The following is a 15,151-nucleotide window of genomic DNA, read 5'->3' as shown; positions in this document are numbered from 1 at the left end:
CTCACGTCGTCATGACATCCGCTTCGGCGTTCCCCGGGTCCGGTGGCGGACCGGCCGGCCGCTCGTCGGCCCCGGCGCGACCCGGCGGCGATGACTCGTCGGCTGTCGACCCGGACCGGCGCGGGGTGAGCGCACCGGCGCGGGCGTGGTTGATCAGGTCGAAGGTCATGGCGTCCACCACCGACGGGATGATCGCCGGCCAGACGGCGGCGGCGGAGGCGAGGGCGGCGTACTTCTCCACGATCTCGAACGACAGCGACGAGGACCAGCGGGAATTCGCCAGCATGAACGTCTTGAACTGCTTCCAGCCGAGCTCCTGGCCCTCCGGAGAGCTGTTCAGGGTCAGCAGCTTCAGGGCGCCACCGACGCGCAGGAAGTCCGGCGACGACGGGAATTTCTCCCCGTACCAGTGATCGAGTTGGGGCAGGAGGCGCAGCAGCTCCGGGCGGGCCACGACCAGGGCGACCGCGCGCACCGCGGCGGTGCGCGAGGTGACCGCCGCGCCGGTGAGGTCACGCAACTCCGCCAGCGTGAGGTAGGCACAGTGGGCGAGCAGGTATTCCACCAGCGCCAGAGCGGTGGGGCCGGTCAGGCCGCCCACCGCGCGGACGTGCTCCAGCAGACCGCGCGCGCTGCCGGGCGACGGCGGCGCGTACAGGCGGTGCGCGACGACGTCGGAATAGAGCTGCGCCGACGTGCGCGCGGTGGTGGGGACATGCAGGCCCCGCCAGAGCGCGACACCGACGTACGCGACGTCGACCGCGTCCGGATCGAACAGCAACTGCGCCTCGTAGACGTCGCGGCCGTTCGGGAGCAGAGGTTCCTGTCGCAGCCGGAGGAAAGGGTGCCCGTCGGTGACGACCGGCTCGATGGTCCGCAGGACGCCGAACCAGGCGCCCTCGCCGAGGCCGGCCTGGATCAGCCGGACGGTCGAGCGCCACCAGGCGAGGGGGTTATCACGCTCGGGCGCCAGCTCGTCGACCCGGATCGAGTGGTCCGGCAGGAGCAGCAGCCGCAGCACGATCAGGTTGGTGAGATAGGCGGCCAGCCGCTGGAAGCCGCTGCGGGCCCCGGGGTTGTAGCCGACCTCGCGCCCGCCGGACCGGTGCCGGTGCGCCTCGCTCAGCAGGTTCTCCAGGACCGTGCCGCCGGTCACGCGTTCCAGCGGGTCGAAGGTGTCGAAGATCTGCCGGATGAACTCGACGGTCTTCTCGCTCGCGGCCATCGGGCGGTGCGCCAACAGCGAGTAGAGGATCTCGTCGTCGTTCCACGACGCCTCCGGCCGGAGCCGGCCGGCGCGGTAGCTCTCGTATGATTCGATCAGCTCCCGGATGCGGTCGACGGCGTGATGTGCCATCAGGTATTCCGCGAAGGTGGCGTGGAGGAACTCGTAGGTCTTCCGCCGGTGCTCCACCTCGCCCGTCTCCGAGGTGTGGATGAAGAAGAATCGTCCGATCGTCCGCCGGGCGGCGGTCAGCGGACGGACGAACCGGCCCGCCTCCCGGCCGGCCCGCTCGCCCCGCGGATCGAGCAGCCCAAGGTCTTCCTGGAGCTGGTCCTCGGTGACGAACTGCTGCCCCCGGTTGAACATGCCGTAGGCGGCCACCCCGAGACGCCACAGCTCGGCCTGGACCAGGCCCTCGGCGGGAGGCTCGGTGTAGCGGTCGTGCGACCTGTCCTTGCGCAGCTCCCGCCGGGTGAAGTCGACGAGCAACCGGTGGTAGACGGTGGTTTCGCTGGCGGCCATGGCGAACCGACCCGACGTGGTGGCCTGGATGGCGATCATCAGGAGCAGCAGGGGCTGCCGGGCCAGCTCGCCGGCCTCCAGGACGGCGTCCACGCTGAGGCGGGCGGCATCCGCTGCCGGCCTGGACGCGTTCACCCGGTTCCAGGCGTCGAGCCACGCGCTGATCTGCGGTTCGGTGAAGTCCTCGATCCGGATGACCATGCAGCCCGCCGGGATGTTCGCGATGTCCGCCACGACCTGCCGGGAGGTGAGGATGACCGCGACCGGGGCGTCCTGGGTGGCTTCGACGCGCTGGAACTCCTGCACCTGGCTCAGGTAACCCGATTCGGTGGTGCCGGTGGCCTGCATCAGCTCGTCCAGCCCGTCCAGCAGGACGACCCTGGTGGCGCCGCCGGCCCCGCCGGCCCCGGTGTTTCCGATCTTCGACCAGAGGGCGCGGGCGTGGGTGCTCTCGTCGAGGATCTGCTGGATCTGCTGGTAGATCGACGCGCCCGGGTCGCGGATGCGCCGCAGCGGAACGAGGAAGGCCGGGAAGGCGGTGGCCGACAGGCGGGCGGTGAGAACCCGGGTGAGCAACGACTTGCCGGCGCCGGGATGCCCGAGCACCACCAACGGCCGCTGCGTGCACTCGGCGGACGCGAGATACGCCGCGAGGAAGGTGTCGAGGTCGGACCGCACCCGATGGGTCGACCACCACTCCTCGCTCGACGGATGTGAGTAGGAGTCGACCAGGGCACAGCGGAATCGGGGGGCGACGTAGCCGTCGCGGATGGTCGGGATCGCCACCTCGGCGACACCCATGAGTTCACTCGCGCTGATGAGCGGCTGGTCGAGAATGGACTCGTTGAGCTTGCGGAGGGCCGTGGTGTCCCGGTCGCGGCCACTCGTGCCGGAGATGAGGGACAGCAGCGCCTCGACCTTGTGCAACGAGTGCGCCTGGCTGCGCAGCGCGGCGACGATCTCCCGGTTGGCCGCCCGGACGGCCAGGCTCGCCCCGCGTTGCTCCCCCAGCAGCGCCCAGACCAGGAACTCCGGCACGTCCGTCGCGAGCCGGAAGTAGTTCTCCTCGTACCGGCCGAGGGCGGTCCGCAGGATCGCGTTCACGTCCGGGCGGGGGTACGCCGTCCAGGCCCGCTCCCAGACCGCGAGTTTGCCGAAGGAGCGCAGGCAGCGACTGATCGCGTCGCGCAGGTAGGGCTCGACGCTGTCTGCGAGGTTCTCGTCGAAGGTGCGCCCCGCCCAGGGGACCTCGATGGTCGAGTCGAGCAGGACGGCGACGGCGTCGCCGTACCGCTGCGCGTCGTACTTGTCCCGGAAGAGGTGCTTCTTCTCCTCGTCGGTCAGTTCGAGGCTGCGGTAGGCCGACCCGAGGTGACTCTGGAGCGCGTGGAACAGCGCCTCCCCGACCAGGACGGTGTGCGCGGCGGCGACGAGTTGGCGGCGTTCGTGACCGGACGCCCCGGCGAGGCGGTCACGGCACCAGGTGACGCCGCCGGTCAGCAGCTTGACGAACTCGCTCTTCTGGTCCACCCAACCCCACACCGCCGTGAGGACCGCGCTTCCCATCGGCAGGCCCGCCACCCCCGACGCGAGGATCATGCCGCCGAGCAGTTTGTCGAGGCGGGCCAGGAGGACCGGCTCGTCGGCTCCGATCAACGTGAGCGCGGAGCGGTACGTCAGCGGCAGTCTCATCGAGTCCCCTGTGGATGGCCCAAAGGCCGAGAGCCTACTGGAACCGCGCGACCGCGCGGGGTGATCGCGCAGCCGAGTCTCCGTACCGACAGTCACTAATCGGACACATTCGTGGTGTGCCGCCCTTGGTGCGGTGGCAGACTCCCTCCATGGCGAACGGTGAGCGTGAGCGCGCGGACGAGCGCTTCGAGAAGGTGGCCGAGGAGACCTCGGAGACCGTGACCCACGCGGCCACGGTGCTGGAGGAGGAACTCGCGGCGGGGCTGGCCGGCGCCCGGCGGCTCGAGGAGAAGCTGACCGAGAGCCGCCGGGTCGACCCGGAGGCGTTCGACGAACTCGTGGCGCGGGTCCGCACCGACGGGCACGCGCTGATCGACACCGTGGTCGGGCAACTGAAGATGACCGACGACCAACGCGGCGAGGTGATCCGCCGCTACACCTCGGACGCGCACGACGCGCTCGACACCGTACTCAATCTCGCGCGGCTGGCGCCCGACGTGGCCAACGGGCTCGCGGACCGGCTGTCGTCGCCGGGTCCGGCCGGCCCGACCCGGACGGACCGGTAGCGGCGCGGTGGCGCCGACCACCGGGGTGGCCGGCGGGCACGTGGACCGCATGCTGGCGCGCTACCGCGGGCTCGCCCTCGACGCGCTGCTCGACGACCTGCCCGACGGCGGGCCGCGGTACCTCTACGACCTGGTCGCGGAGTATCCCCGGCGCTGGGGCAAGGGACTGCGCGCCGCGCTGTGCCTGGCGACGTGCCGGGCGTTCGGCGGCGCCGAGCCGGTGGGGCTCAACGCCGCGGTGACCGTGGAGCTGTTCCACAACGCCTTCCTGATCCACGACGACATCCAGGACGCCAGCGAGCAGCGACGCGGCGGGCCGACCCTGCACGCCGAGTACGGGGTCGGCGTGGCGCTCAACGTCGGCAACATGACGAACCTGCTGGCGTTGCGGCGGCTCGCCGCGAACCGGGCGGCGCTCGGCTCGGGGATCGCGTGGCGGCTGTTCACCGAGACCGAGCTGATGCTGCGCCACTCGCTGGAGGGACAGGCCATCGAGGTCGGCTGGATCCGCGACAACGTGTGCGACCTGGACGCCGACGACTACTACCGGTTGTGCCTGAAGAAGACGTCCTGGTACACCTGCATCTATCCGTGCCGTGCCGGCGTCCTGGTCGCCACCGGCCGGGAGAACGCGGTCGACGTCCTGGACCGGTACGGCTGGTACCTGGGTGCCGCGTTCCAGATCCAGGACGACGCGCTCAACCTCACCGGCGACTACGCCCGGTACGGCAAGGAGATCGCCGGCGACCTGTGGGAGGGCAAGCGGACGCTCATCCTCATCGACTTCCTGCGCCGGTGCACGCCCGACGAACGCGAGCGGGCGCTGCGCTTCCTGGGCCGGACCCGGGCGGCGCGCACCGCGTCGGAGGTGCGCTGGCTGCACGGGCGGCTGCTCGCGTACGACTGCGTGGAGGCGGCCCGGCGCAGCGCCCGGGAACTGGCCGCGGCGGCCCGACGCGAGGGAGAACGGGCCCTCGGCGCCGCGGCCGACACCGAGGACGGTCGTTTCCTGCTCGACCTGACCGCCTACGTCGTGGAGCGCAACCGCTGACCGGCGGGCACCGGGACGGTCAGTCCTCCACCCAGCCGTGCTGACGCCCCAGCGCGATCAGCGCGCGCCGGGCCTGGACGATCTGCCCGCCGGTCATGGTGGGCGCGTTCGCCAGCAGCAGCTCGGTGACCGACGCCTCGAACTGGCCGACCGTCAGGACGTCGAACTCGTCGTCCTCCATCGGCGCCGACCCGGTGCCGGCCGGCACGGCGGATGTCGCGCCGTGCAGCGACACCGGCGGCTGGTCCAGTGTCACCCGCGCGACCTTCAGACCCCGATCGGACTGCACGACCTCGTAGCTCACCTTCATGCCGACCGCCACGGAATGCCGCTGGTCGCCGAAGTCGTTCGCGTGCACGAAGACGTCGTCACCGCCGCGCACCGGCGCGATGAACCCGTAACCCCGGACGTCGTCGAACCGGACGATAGTGCCCTTTTCCATGCCCACCAACCCCACCACCTCAACCAACAAACCACGGTCAGGATAGCGGAGAAACCGTCAGGCCGGGGGCCGCGCGTCGCGCCCGGGCGCGTCGACCGTCGACGGGGTCTCCGCCGCCCCGGCCCGGTGCGCGCGGACCCGGTCCAGCCGGCCGGCCAACTCGTCGGTGAGCAGCAGGTCCCGCCGGATGTCGTCGTGCGGGTAGGCGGCCCGCCCGACCATGTGCGCCGCGACCGGGGCGGTGGCGAGCTGGACCATGCCTGCCAGCACCAGCGTGGTGATGTCCACGCCGGTCCGCAGCCGCAACGCGTACCCGAGCAGCACCAGCAGCAGCCCCAGCACCTGCGGCTTGGCCGCGGCGTGCATCCGGGACAGCACGTCCGGGAAACGGACCAGGGCGATGCCGGCGGCGAGGCTGAGCAGGGCGCCCGCGATCAGGCAGACGCCGGCGGCGGTGTCTCGATCAACTCGCCGGTGACGAGGAGCCGGCGGGGGCCGCGCAGCGGCTGACCCCGCGCGCCGCGGGGCGAACGGCGGACCGGTCCGGTGCTCGTCGTCGGCGCGGAGATGCCCTCGGACACCTGACCGGCGCGGTTCACCCGTCCCGGCGGTCCGGATGGTTCACGTTGATGATCGTGTTGGTGTCGCCCTCGCCGCCCTTGACGACGGTGCCGTTCCGCCACGCCAGCAGCGGATGGAACGACCACCGCGAGCCGCGCCGAGCGCCGGCTCCGGCCGGCCCCGTTGCGCCGTCGCCGGACGGCGGCGTCCCGCGCCGCGCCAGCGACGCCGCCACCGTGCCGCCGGCGACCGCCAGAGCCAGCAGGAAGGCCGCCACGCTCGCCCACCGGTCGGCCCGGTCGAGGCCCTGTTGGACGAGGAAGCCGATCGCACCGGCCAGTGCCAGCACGACGACCAGAGCGGCAAGCCACACGCGACGCCTCATCGGCTCCCCCTCGGCGTTCGGTCCGGAATCACCATAGTTCGATTGATGGCCCGCCGTGTTCCGGCGGATCGATCGGCGGCTTCGGCGGCTTCGGCGGCTCCGGGGGCTCCGGGGGCTTCGGCGGCTTCGGCGGCTTCGGCGGCTTCGGCGGCTTCGTATCGAACCGGAGGTGGTCCCCCGGCGGAGCCGGTGGCGGTTGGAGAGCCACCCGCCTCGGACCCGGCGCCGGCCCCGTCGGCGTCGTCGTGAGAGGCGGGACCTGGGTGGGGGGAGCGACGACGGGGGGTGCGAACCCGCGGAGAGCGGCCAGGTCGGCGAGGACGCCACTGTCCCGCGGCGCCCTCCGGTCGACCCGGGCGACCACCTCGTGGGTGTTGCCCGAGCCCACCATCACGGTCGCGGCGTCGTTGACCCGGGCGGCGCCGAACAGCCCGAACAGGCTCGTCTGCTGTCGGGGCAGGTCGGGTGCGTGAGCGAGCAGCGCCAGCTCGTCGACGCGCCCGCCGGCCCGCAGGATCGCCCGCAGGAACGTCGCCGTCCGCTCGCCGGCCGTCGGCTCCCGCAACGCGTACGCGAACTGCCTCACCAGGGCCACGTTCTCGATCAGGAGCTCCGCCGCCGGCAAGGTGGTGCGGTCGACGACGTACCGGTTGTTGACAGTCGTTCGTGACCCGTCGGCCCGGACCACGGCGACCGAGTCGGCGGCGGTGACCAGCCGGTTCGACCGCACCGGCACACTCACCTCCCGGGGGCCTCGGCGCTCCGGCGGGTCGGCGGCGGCACGCAGGGCATGTTGGAATCCCTCGATCCGGTCGGCGTCCTCGGGATCCGCGAGCAGTCTGCGCAGCGCGTCCCGGGCGTCGCTGGTCTCCGTGACCTGGTCGAGGGAGAGCTCCACCCGATGGACGTGATAGTGATCGACCTGGCGGAGGTGACAGTCGTCGCCGTCCACCACGGCGGTGGCCCGGGCGGTGTGGATGGTGTGGGCCGGGAAGAAACGGGCCACTCCGGACAGACAGACCTGCCCGTGTGACGGGGCCACGACGTCCAGGACCGGCACCGGCTTCAGCCTGAACCAGAGCGGCGGACCATCGGGCGGCGCCACCCTGAAGCTGCCACCTTCGACGCCGCCCCCGTCGGTGCCGCCGTCTCCCTCGGCGGGGTGGGGCACACGCGGCACCTCGACCGGGCCGAGCGCGAAGAGCCACGGCGACCACGGCGGGTCCTCCGGTGGGACGGCCCCTCGGACGGGTTCGACGGGCCGGGGTCCGGGCGGTCGGAACGAGAAGTCCATGGCTGCCTCCTCGGGTCGGGATCCCCGCCCGTTCAGGTTGACACGGGGCGTCCAGCGCGCCCGGCCGACCGCTTCCGACATCCGTTACGCTCGCCGGCATGATCGGCGTCTCGGCCGGTCCACCCGCCACCGCCCGGCTGAACGGGGCATCGCGACGTCGGCGAGGACCACGAGACGGAACTCCGGATTTCCGGACCGGTGACCACGACTCGGCAGAGAGGCAGACCGCACCATGACGGCGGTGGAGGGTCGACAGCCGGGTGCTGTGGACGCCGCGGTGGCCGGGCCGGGCGCGGAGGAGGACGTACGCTCGCTGTTCGGGCAGTCCACCGCGGTCTTCGCGTCGCTCGCCGGGCCGACCCACGTGGTGAAGAGCGCGAACGAGGCGTTCCTCGCGGCCATCGGCGAGCACCGGGCGAGCACCGGGGTGCCGCTCGCGGAGCTGCTGCCCGAGCTGGCCGGTCAGGGCTTCATCACCCTGCTGGACCAGGTCTACCGCACCGGCGAGCCCTACACCGGGCGCGACGTCCGGGTGGTGCTCGGCACCGGAGCGCACGCACGGGAGGCGTTCTTCGACTTCACCTACGAGCCGAGGCGGGACGCCTCCGGCGCGGTCGTCGGCATCCGGGTGATCGGCCTGGAGACCACCCAGGTGATGCACGCCCAGCGGCTGATGGCCGAGCACCGGGCGCTGGTCGAGCAGATCGCGCGCCAGGCGCCGCTGGCCGAGGTGCTCGACGGGATGGCCCGCTGCATCGAGCAGCTCGCGCCGGAGGAACTGCTGGTCTCCGTGCTGCTCGCCGATCCCGACGGCCGGCACCTGCGCCACGGCGCGGCACCGAGCCTGCCCGACTTCTACAACCAGGCCATCGACGGCATCGCCACCGGCGAAGGCGTCGGTTCCTGCGGCACCGCCGCGCACCGGCGGGAGCCGGTCGTGGTCACCGACATCGCCACCGACCCGTTCTGGACCGACTTCCGCCCTCTCGCGGAGCGGGCCGGGCTGGGCGCCTGCTGGTCGACGCCGATCCTCGGGCGCGACGGCAACCTGCTGGGCACGTTCGCCGTGTACCACCGCACCCCGCGCGTCCCCCAGGACGCCGACCTCGCGCTCGCCCGGGTCTTCACCGGCACCGCGGCGCTGGCCATCGAACGACACCACATCGAGCAGGCCGAGGCCGCCGCCGACGCACGTGCCAGAGCCGCCCACGACGAGCTGGCCCGGGTGGTACGCGCGGAGCGGGAGCTGCGCGCCGAGGCCGAGCAGCGCGCCGCCGCCGCCGCGGAACTCACCGCCCGGGTGCGTGCCGCGGCCGCCACGCTGGCCGCCACGCCGCACCCCGAGCAGTGTCAGCTCGGCGGCACCGGCGGGTGCCCGGCGGCGGCCGAGATCAAGATCGCCGACTCGTGGGGTGACTCCGCGTGGGGCTGCCCCATCCACGTGGAGGAGGCCATCCTGAACGTGCGCTCGGTCTTCATCGCCAGTGAGGAACTCGGCGGCCTGGCCGCCTACCTCAACCGCTGACCCGCCGCGGGGCGGTGTCGACGTGACGGTGCCCGCCCCCGGCCGCCCGCTGCCCGGCGGGCTGCACCGGGGACGGCGCGCGGTCCGCGCGTCAGCCGCCCTCGGGCGACTCGACGTGCTCGCCGGTGACCGCCTCCGCCTCCGCCAGGCAGATCTCCAGCAGCGGCACGTCGTCGTAGTTGCTGAGGACCACTCCGACCCACCCGGTGTCCGGGTAGACGGTCCAGTTCGCACCGACGCCGCCGGCTCCGCCGCCGCGCCCGAACACCCACTGGCCGCCGATGATCGAGACCGGCATCGTGTAACCGTCGAACGAGGTGGACGCCGGACCGGGCTGCTTGGCCCCGGCGAACAGGTCGGCCCAGGGGCGGTCGAGCAGCGTGCCGTCGCGCAGCGCCTCCGCGAACCGGACCAGGTCCGGCGCGGTGGCGAAGCCGTCGCCCGAGGCGTGACCGATGAAGTCGCGGCCCGGATTCCGGCCCGCGATGGGCGGGCTCACGCTGCCCCGGTCCAGGTGGCGCACGGCGTCCACCCGGCCGCCGTCGGCCTGGCGCATGTACGGGTGCGCGATGTGCCGGTCGGTGAGCCACCGCGTCCGGGTGTGGAACCCCGACCCGCGCATGCCGGCGCTGGCGAAGACGTGCTCGTGCACGTAGTCCCAGAACGTCAGGCCGGACACCACCTCGACGATCCGCGCCGCCATGGCCAGGCCGACGCCGGCGCCGGGGAGGTGGCCGTTGGAAGCGGAGCCGGGCACCCCCGCCAGCGTCGCCTGCCGGATCCACCACTGCTGGTGTTCGTGCACCTCCGCCCGGCTGTGGAAGACGCGCGTCCAGTCGGGCATCGGCGCGTCCAGCCCGGAGGTGCCGGTGAGCAGGTGGTGGATGGTCACCCGCTCGGCGATCCCCGGGGCCAGGTCCGTCAGGTGGGTGCCCATCGGATCCGACAGCGACACCCGGCCCCGCTGCGCCAGTTGCAGGATCGCCACCGTCAGGAACGGCTGGCTCGCCGAGGCGAGGTTGAACGCCACCCCCTGGTGGTTGCGGATCCCCCGCTCCCGGTCGGCCAGGCCGTAGCTGCGGGACAGCACCGTCCGGCCCCGGTACGACAGCCGGACCACGCCGGAGAACCTGTCCTGCGCCGCCAGCTCCGCCACGAACCGGTCGTACGCGCCGCCGGGGCGGGTGGCCGGCGGGATCCTTCGGGGCCCGGACGACGTGGCGTCGGGCGTGCCGGGGGCGGGACCGGTCGGCGCGGCGTACGCGGGGCCGACGCCCGGCAGCGGCGCGCCGGCCGCCACGCCGACCGCGGCCAGCCCGCCCCACCCGAGCAGCCGCCTCCGGTCGACACCGCGTACGGGATCCGATTCCATGATCACGCTCCGTTCCCCTCGTCCTGGCGTGTGGTTCCGTGCCTCCACTCAAGGGGGAGCGCTGTTGCGCGGGCGTATGCCTTTTTCGATATGCCCGGCGAACCGGTCGCCGTGACGGCTCTCACCACGTCACCGCGGCTGATCAGCGGCGTTCACCGGGTAGGAGGGGTGGGTATGACGTCGGCATCCGAGGTAGCCATGAGCAACGAGACCGGCCCGGTCGACCCGGCCCGCCTGCGGGCCGGGCTCGACGGCCCGTGGGCCCGGGTCCGCGACGCGCACCGCGAGCACCTCGACGGGCGTTTCCTACCGGTGTACGGCGAGACCGGCGACCAGGCGCGCGAGCGGATCAGCCGGCTGCTCCGCGAACTCCCGGTCGAGCTGGGGATCGGCGGGGGCTTCCCCACCGAGTACGGCGGCGACTCCGACGTCGGCGCCTCGATCGTCGCCATCGAGATGCTGGCCCAGGTCGACCTGTCGCTGATGGTGAAGGCGGGCGTGCAGTGGGGTCTGTTCGGCGGCGCGGTCGCGGCCCTCGGCACCCGGCGCCACCACGACGCCCACCTGCGCGACATCATCGCCGGCGAGGTCTTCGGCTGTTTCGCGATGACGGAGACCGGCCACGGCTCGGACGTCCAGCAACTGCGCACCACCTGCGTGTACGAACCGCGGACGCAGACGTTCGACCTGCACACCCCGCACGAGGCGGCGCGCAAGGACTACATCGGCAACGCGGCCCGCGACGGCCGGATGGCGGTGGTCTTCGCCCAGTTGGTCATCGGGGGGCGGCGGCACGGCGTGCACGCCTGGCTGGTCCCGATCCGCGACGCGCACGGCAACCCGCTGCCCGGGGTGACCATCGGTGACGCCGGGCCGAAGGCCGGCCTGCTCGGCGTGGACAACGGACGCCTCAGCTTCGACCACGTGAGCGTGCCGCGCGACATGCTGCTGGACCGCTACGCCCAGGTCGCGGCGGACGGCACCTACTCCAGCCCGATCGAGAACGACTCCCGGCGCTTCTTCACCATGCTCGGCACCCTGGTCCGCGGCCGGGTGAGCGTCGGCGGCGCCGCCTCGGCGGCCACCAAGGCGGCGCTGACCATCGCGGTGCGCTACGGCGACATCCGCCGCCAGTTCGGCGCCCCCGACGCCGACCGGGAGGTGCTGCTCAACGACTACCTGGCCCACCAGCGCAAGCTGCTGCCCGCGCTGGCCACCACGTATGCGCTGACCTTCGCCCAGACCGAGCTGGTGACCGCGCTCAGCGAGGTGCAGGGCGGCGACGGGCCGGTCGACGAGCACCGGCAACGGGAGCTGGAGTCCCGGGCCGCCGGTCTCAAGGCCGCGCAGACCTGGCACGCGACCCGCACCATCCAGATGTGCCGGGAGGCGTGCGGCGGCGCCGGCTACCTGGCCGAGAACCGGCTGCCCGGCCTCAAGGCCGACACCGACGTCTTCACCACGTTCGAGGGCGACAACACGGTGCTGCTGCAGTTGGTGGCCAAGGGGCTGCTCACCGGCCACCGCGACGAGTTCGGTTCGTTGGACGGCTGGGGACGCGCCTCGTTCGTCGCCGACCAGATCCGCGACATGGTGCTCGAACGCACCGCCGCGCGGGCGCTCATCGAACGGCTGACCAGCGCCGTGCCCGGCCGCGACGACGAGGTCGCCGTCACCGACCGCGGCTGGCAGCTCACGGTCTTCGAGGACCGCGAGCGGCACCGCCTCGACGGCGCGGTCCGCCGGCTGCGCAACGGCACCGCCACGAAGAAGGACCGCCCCTTCGACATCTTCAACGACGTGCAGGACCACCTCCTCGCCGTGGCCGCCGCCCACATCGACCGGGTGACGCTCGAGGCGTTCGTCGCCGGCATCGACGCCGCCACGGACCCGGCGGCGCGGGCGCTGCTCTCCCGGGTCTGCGACCTCTACGCGCTCAGCGTCGTCGAGGCCGACAAGGGCTGGCTGCTGGAGCACGGCCGACTCACCCCGGCCCGCGCCAAGGCGATCACCGCGGTGGTGAACGGTCTGCTGAAGGAGCTGCGCCCGCACATGCGGACGCTCGTGGACGGCTTCGCCATCCCGGACGCCTGGCTGCACTGCGCCGTCCTGCGCGAGGAACCCGACCGGCAGGAGACCATGGCCGTGCACGACGCCGCCACCACCTGACGCGCCCGCGCCGCCTACCGACTCATCGCGTAGCTGACGGCCCAGACGACGGCGAGGGAGGCGGCCCCGACCACCGCGGCCCACAGCGCACATCCCATCCCGTACGCGCGGTCGCCGACGAGTTTCCGTTCGGTCTCCGTGGGCTCCCGGCTCAGGGCGAGGTAGCGACCGGTTCTCGGCAGCGTGAGCGCGGCGACGCCGCCGTCGAGGATCGCCGGCCTGCCGATGACGTGCAGCGGGAGGCCCGGGGGCACGACCTGCTCGACCACCCGCACGCGGTCCACGCGCCGCGCCGCGTCCGCCGGGACCAGCCCGCGGTCGATGAGGTCTTGGAGCCACCGGCCGTGGCGGCGAGGACTGGTGGTTTCCTCGCCGACGACGGTCCGTACCGGCGTGGGACCGGCGTGCGCCACCGGCAGCCGCGTCCGCGCCCACACGGACAGCCGCGGATCGTCGATGGCCGCCTGGAGGAGCCGCGCCGACACCACGGCGGTACCGGTGCCGTCGGCCACCCCGAACAGGTCCCCCGCGGACTGCTCCCACAGCACATTCGTACTGGTGAGCGGCGGGTCGCCGGCGCTGTCGACCGTGTAGACGGTGGTGCGGAACCACACCGCCTCGACGCCGGACAGCGGGGCGACCACCAGCCCGGCGGGCCCCGGCGCGGTCTCGCCGTACACGGCGAACCGCCGGGGCAGTCGGGCGTCCGGACGCAGCGCGGCACACCGGGAGACCGGGTGCCGGCGGACCCACCGGTGCTGGCGGCCCTCCGACACGGCCAGGGCCAGCAGCACCGGCGCCAGCACCACCATGGCGTATCCGACGAATCCCAGGATCGCGACGACGACCGTCAGGAAGGTCACCCGGCCAGGGTAGACATCGACCACCACCGCCGTGTCTCGCCGGCGGTGGGGGCCAACCCCCGGTACGACGACGGGTGCCAACCTCCTTATCCGGACGCCGTGCCGCTCATAGCGTGAAGCCGGTGAGGGGCAGCCGTCCGGGCGGCCCCGGTTCCCGAGGAGTCGTCCATGATCCGTGGAGTCCGTACCGCCCTGGTCGCCTCGCTGGTCGCCTGCTGCCTCACGGTCAGCTCCGCGACGCCGTCGTCCGCCTCGGGAGCGGGTGCGGGGTCGGCCCGGCCGCGAGACGACGGGCCGGCCCGGCTGAGCCTGCCGGCGCCGACCGGCCCGTACCCGGTGGGCACCGTCGACCTGCATCTGGTCGACCGGTCCCGCGCCGACCCGTGGACGGCTATCCCGGTCGATCGCGAGCTGATGGTCAGCCTCTGGTACCCCGCCCGGGACGTGGAGCGCTTCCCGCGTACGCCGCACATGTGGCCCGGCGCGGCGGCGCACTTCGGCAGCGCCGACGGCGCCGGTCCCGGCCTGTACGACATCCCGGCGGGGTCGGTGGACTTCGCCGCCACCCGGACCAGCGGTCACCGGGGCGCACCGGTGGCGCGGCACCGGCGGCCGTTCCCGGTGATCCTCTACTCGCCGGGCGCGGGCGACCCGCGGACCTGGGGAACCACGCTGGTGCAGGACCTGGCCAGTCGGGGGTACGTGGTGGTGACCATCGATCACACAGGCGACGCGTCCGAGGTGGAGTTCCCGGACGGCCGGGTCGCCACCGGCGTGCTGGCACGGCTGCTCCAGGAGGCCCGGCAGCCCGAGGACTTCCAGCGGTTGGCGGCCACGATCTTCGACGTCCGGCTCGCGGACACCCGCTTCGTGCTGGACCAGCTCGCGGCGCTGCACCGGGGCGCGAACCCGGACGCGGCCGGCCGGCCGCTGCCCGCCGGTGTCGCCGGCGCGGTGGACCTGCGCCGGACCGGCATGCTCGGCGTCTCGGCGGGTGGGATGACCGCGCTGCGGGCCATGGACGAGGACCCCCGTATCAAGGCCGGCGTCGACGTGGGCGGCAACGTCGAGTCACCGCTCCTGCCGGACCCCATCGGGTTGTGGCCGGTGGCCCGGCACGGCCTGGACCGGCCGTTCATGCTGATCGGCGATCCCGGCACCGACCACCACCGGACCCCGTCCTGGAGGATGCTGTGGGACAACAGCCGGGGCTGGCGCGTCGACCTGCACCTTCGCGGCGCGAAGGGCGAGGATTCCTACAAGGACACCGTGCCGTTGATCCCGCAGATCGCCCGGCAGCTCGGCCTTCCCGACAGCTTCGTCACCGCCACCGTCGGGTGCATCGACCTGACCCGGGCCGTCCGCACCGAGGAGACGTTCGTCGCCGCCTTCTTCGACAGGTGGCTGCGGGGGCGGGACGGTCGGGTGCTGGACGGGCCCTCCGCCGGCTTCCCGGACGTCACGTTCGTCCGCTGACGGCGCCG

The 15,151-nt window shown here is 73.1% G+C and carries 12 protein-coding genes; 5 read left to right on the top strand and 7 right to left on the bottom strand.

The genetic code is table 11. The features are described from left to right. Position 1 precedes the first annotated feature (1 nt). The gene (locus tag ACZ6O5_RS28795; RefSeq protein WP_465981134.1) at positions 2-3,439 is read right to left on the bottom strand and encodes an NACHT domain-containing protein; all 3,438 of its coding nucleotides are present in this window, start codon (positions 3,437-3,439) and stop codon (positions 2-4) included. Positions 3,440-3,588: 149 nt separating this feature from the next. On the opposite strand from ACZ6O5_RS28795, the gene ACZ6O5_RS28790 reads away from it, so the two are divergent. Together ACZ6O5_RS28790 and ACZ6O5_RS28785 are read left to right on the top strand one after the other, a co-directional pair. Further along, positions 3,589-4,005 (top strand): hypothetical protein, encoded by a 417-nt coding sequence (locus ACZ6O5_RS28790; protein WP_465981132.1) that lies wholly within the window; start codon positions 3,589-3,591, stop codon positions 4,003-4,005. A gap of 7 nt (positions 4,006-4,012) precedes the next feature. Beyond that, entirely contained in the window at positions 4,013-5,056 is a 1,044-nt protein-coding gene (locus tag ACZ6O5_RS28785) for a polyprenyl synthetase family protein (protein WP_465981130.1), read from the top strand. A 19-nt stretch (positions 5,057-5,075) separates the two neighbouring features. On the opposite strand, the gene ACZ6O5_RS28780 is transcribed toward ACZ6O5_RS28785, so the two are convergent. Genes ACZ6O5_RS28780 through ACZ6O5_RS28765 form a run of 4 tightly spaced genes read right to left on the bottom strand, consistent with a single transcriptional unit; the run spans position 5,076 to position 7,504 of the window. Next, positions 5,076-5,498: a cold-shock protein gene (locus ACZ6O5_RS28780; RefSeq protein WP_465981128.1), complete on the bottom strand. Its 423-nt coding sequence runs from the start codon at positions 5,496-5,498 to the stop codon at positions 5,076-5,078. Positions 5,499-5,555: 57 nt separating this feature from the next. Then, positions 5,556-6,116 (bottom strand): monovalent cation/H(+) antiporter subunit G, encoded by a 561-nt coding sequence (gene mnhG / locus ACZ6O5_RS28775; protein ID WP_465981158.1) that lies wholly within the window; start codon positions 6,114-6,116, stop codon positions 5,556-5,558. Beyond that, positions 6,094-6,432, bottom strand: coding sequence for a hypothetical protein (locus tag ACZ6O5_RS28770; RefSeq protein WP_465981126.1), 339 nt, complete (start codon positions 6,430-6,432; stop codon positions 6,094-6,096). The genes mnhG and ACZ6O5_RS28770 overlap by 23 nt, the downstream gene beginning before the upstream one ends. A gap of 40 nt (positions 6,433-6,472) precedes the next feature. Then, positions 6,473-7,504: a hypothetical protein gene (locus ACZ6O5_RS28765; RefSeq protein WP_465981124.1), complete on the bottom strand. Its 1,032-nt coding sequence runs from the start codon at positions 7,502-7,504 to the stop codon at positions 6,473-6,475. A 466-nt stretch (positions 7,505-7,970) separates the two neighbouring features. On the opposite strand from ACZ6O5_RS28765, the gene ACZ6O5_RS28760 reads away from it, so the two are divergent. Then, positions 7,971-9,263 carry a GAF domain-containing protein gene (locus ACZ6O5_RS28760; RefSeq protein ID WP_465981122.1) on the top strand — a complete coding sequence of 431 codons (1,293 nt, stop codon included), beginning with the start codon at positions 7,971-7,973 and terminating at the stop codon, positions 9,261-9,263. Between the two features lie 91 nt (positions 9,264-9,354). Here ACZ6O5_RS28760 and ACZ6O5_RS28755 read toward each other — a convergent pair whose 3' ends face one another. After that, positions 9,355-10,635 carry a serine hydrolase domain-containing protein gene (locus ACZ6O5_RS28755; RefSeq protein WP_465981120.1) on the bottom strand — a complete coding sequence of 427 codons (1,281 nt, stop codon included), beginning with the start codon at positions 10,633-10,635 and terminating at the stop codon, positions 9,355-9,357. 174 nt (positions 10,636-10,809) lie between these two features. Here ACZ6O5_RS28755 and ACZ6O5_RS28750 point away from each other — a divergent pair, with 174 nt between their 5' ends. Beyond that, complete coding sequence (locus tag ACZ6O5_RS28750) at positions 10,810-12,804, top strand: acyl-CoA dehydrogenase family protein (protein ID WP_465981118.1); 1,995 nt, start codon at positions 10,810-10,812, stop codon at positions 12,802-12,804. Positions 12,805-12,818: 14 nt separating this feature from the next. Here the strand turns inward: ACZ6O5_RS28750 and ACZ6O5_RS28745 are convergent, their stop codons facing one another. Next, on the bottom strand, positions 12,819-13,667 hold the full coding sequence (locus ACZ6O5_RS28745; protein ID WP_465981116.1) for a hypothetical protein: 849 nt from the start codon (positions 13,665-13,667) through the stop codon (positions 12,819-12,821). Between the two features lie 168 nt (positions 13,668-13,835). On the opposite strand from ACZ6O5_RS28745, the gene ACZ6O5_RS28740 reads away from it, so the two are divergent. Beyond that, entirely contained in the window at positions 13,836-15,143 is a 1,308-nt protein-coding gene (locus tag ACZ6O5_RS28740; protein ID WP_465981114.1) for an alpha/beta hydrolase family protein, read from the top strand. Positions 15,144-15,151 lie beyond the last annotated feature (8 nt).

Source organism: Micromonospora sp. NPDC049201 (assembly GCF_055586805.1).
Note: the sequence above shows the minus strand (reverse complement) of the source record. Positions and strands in the feature narration are given on the sequence as shown.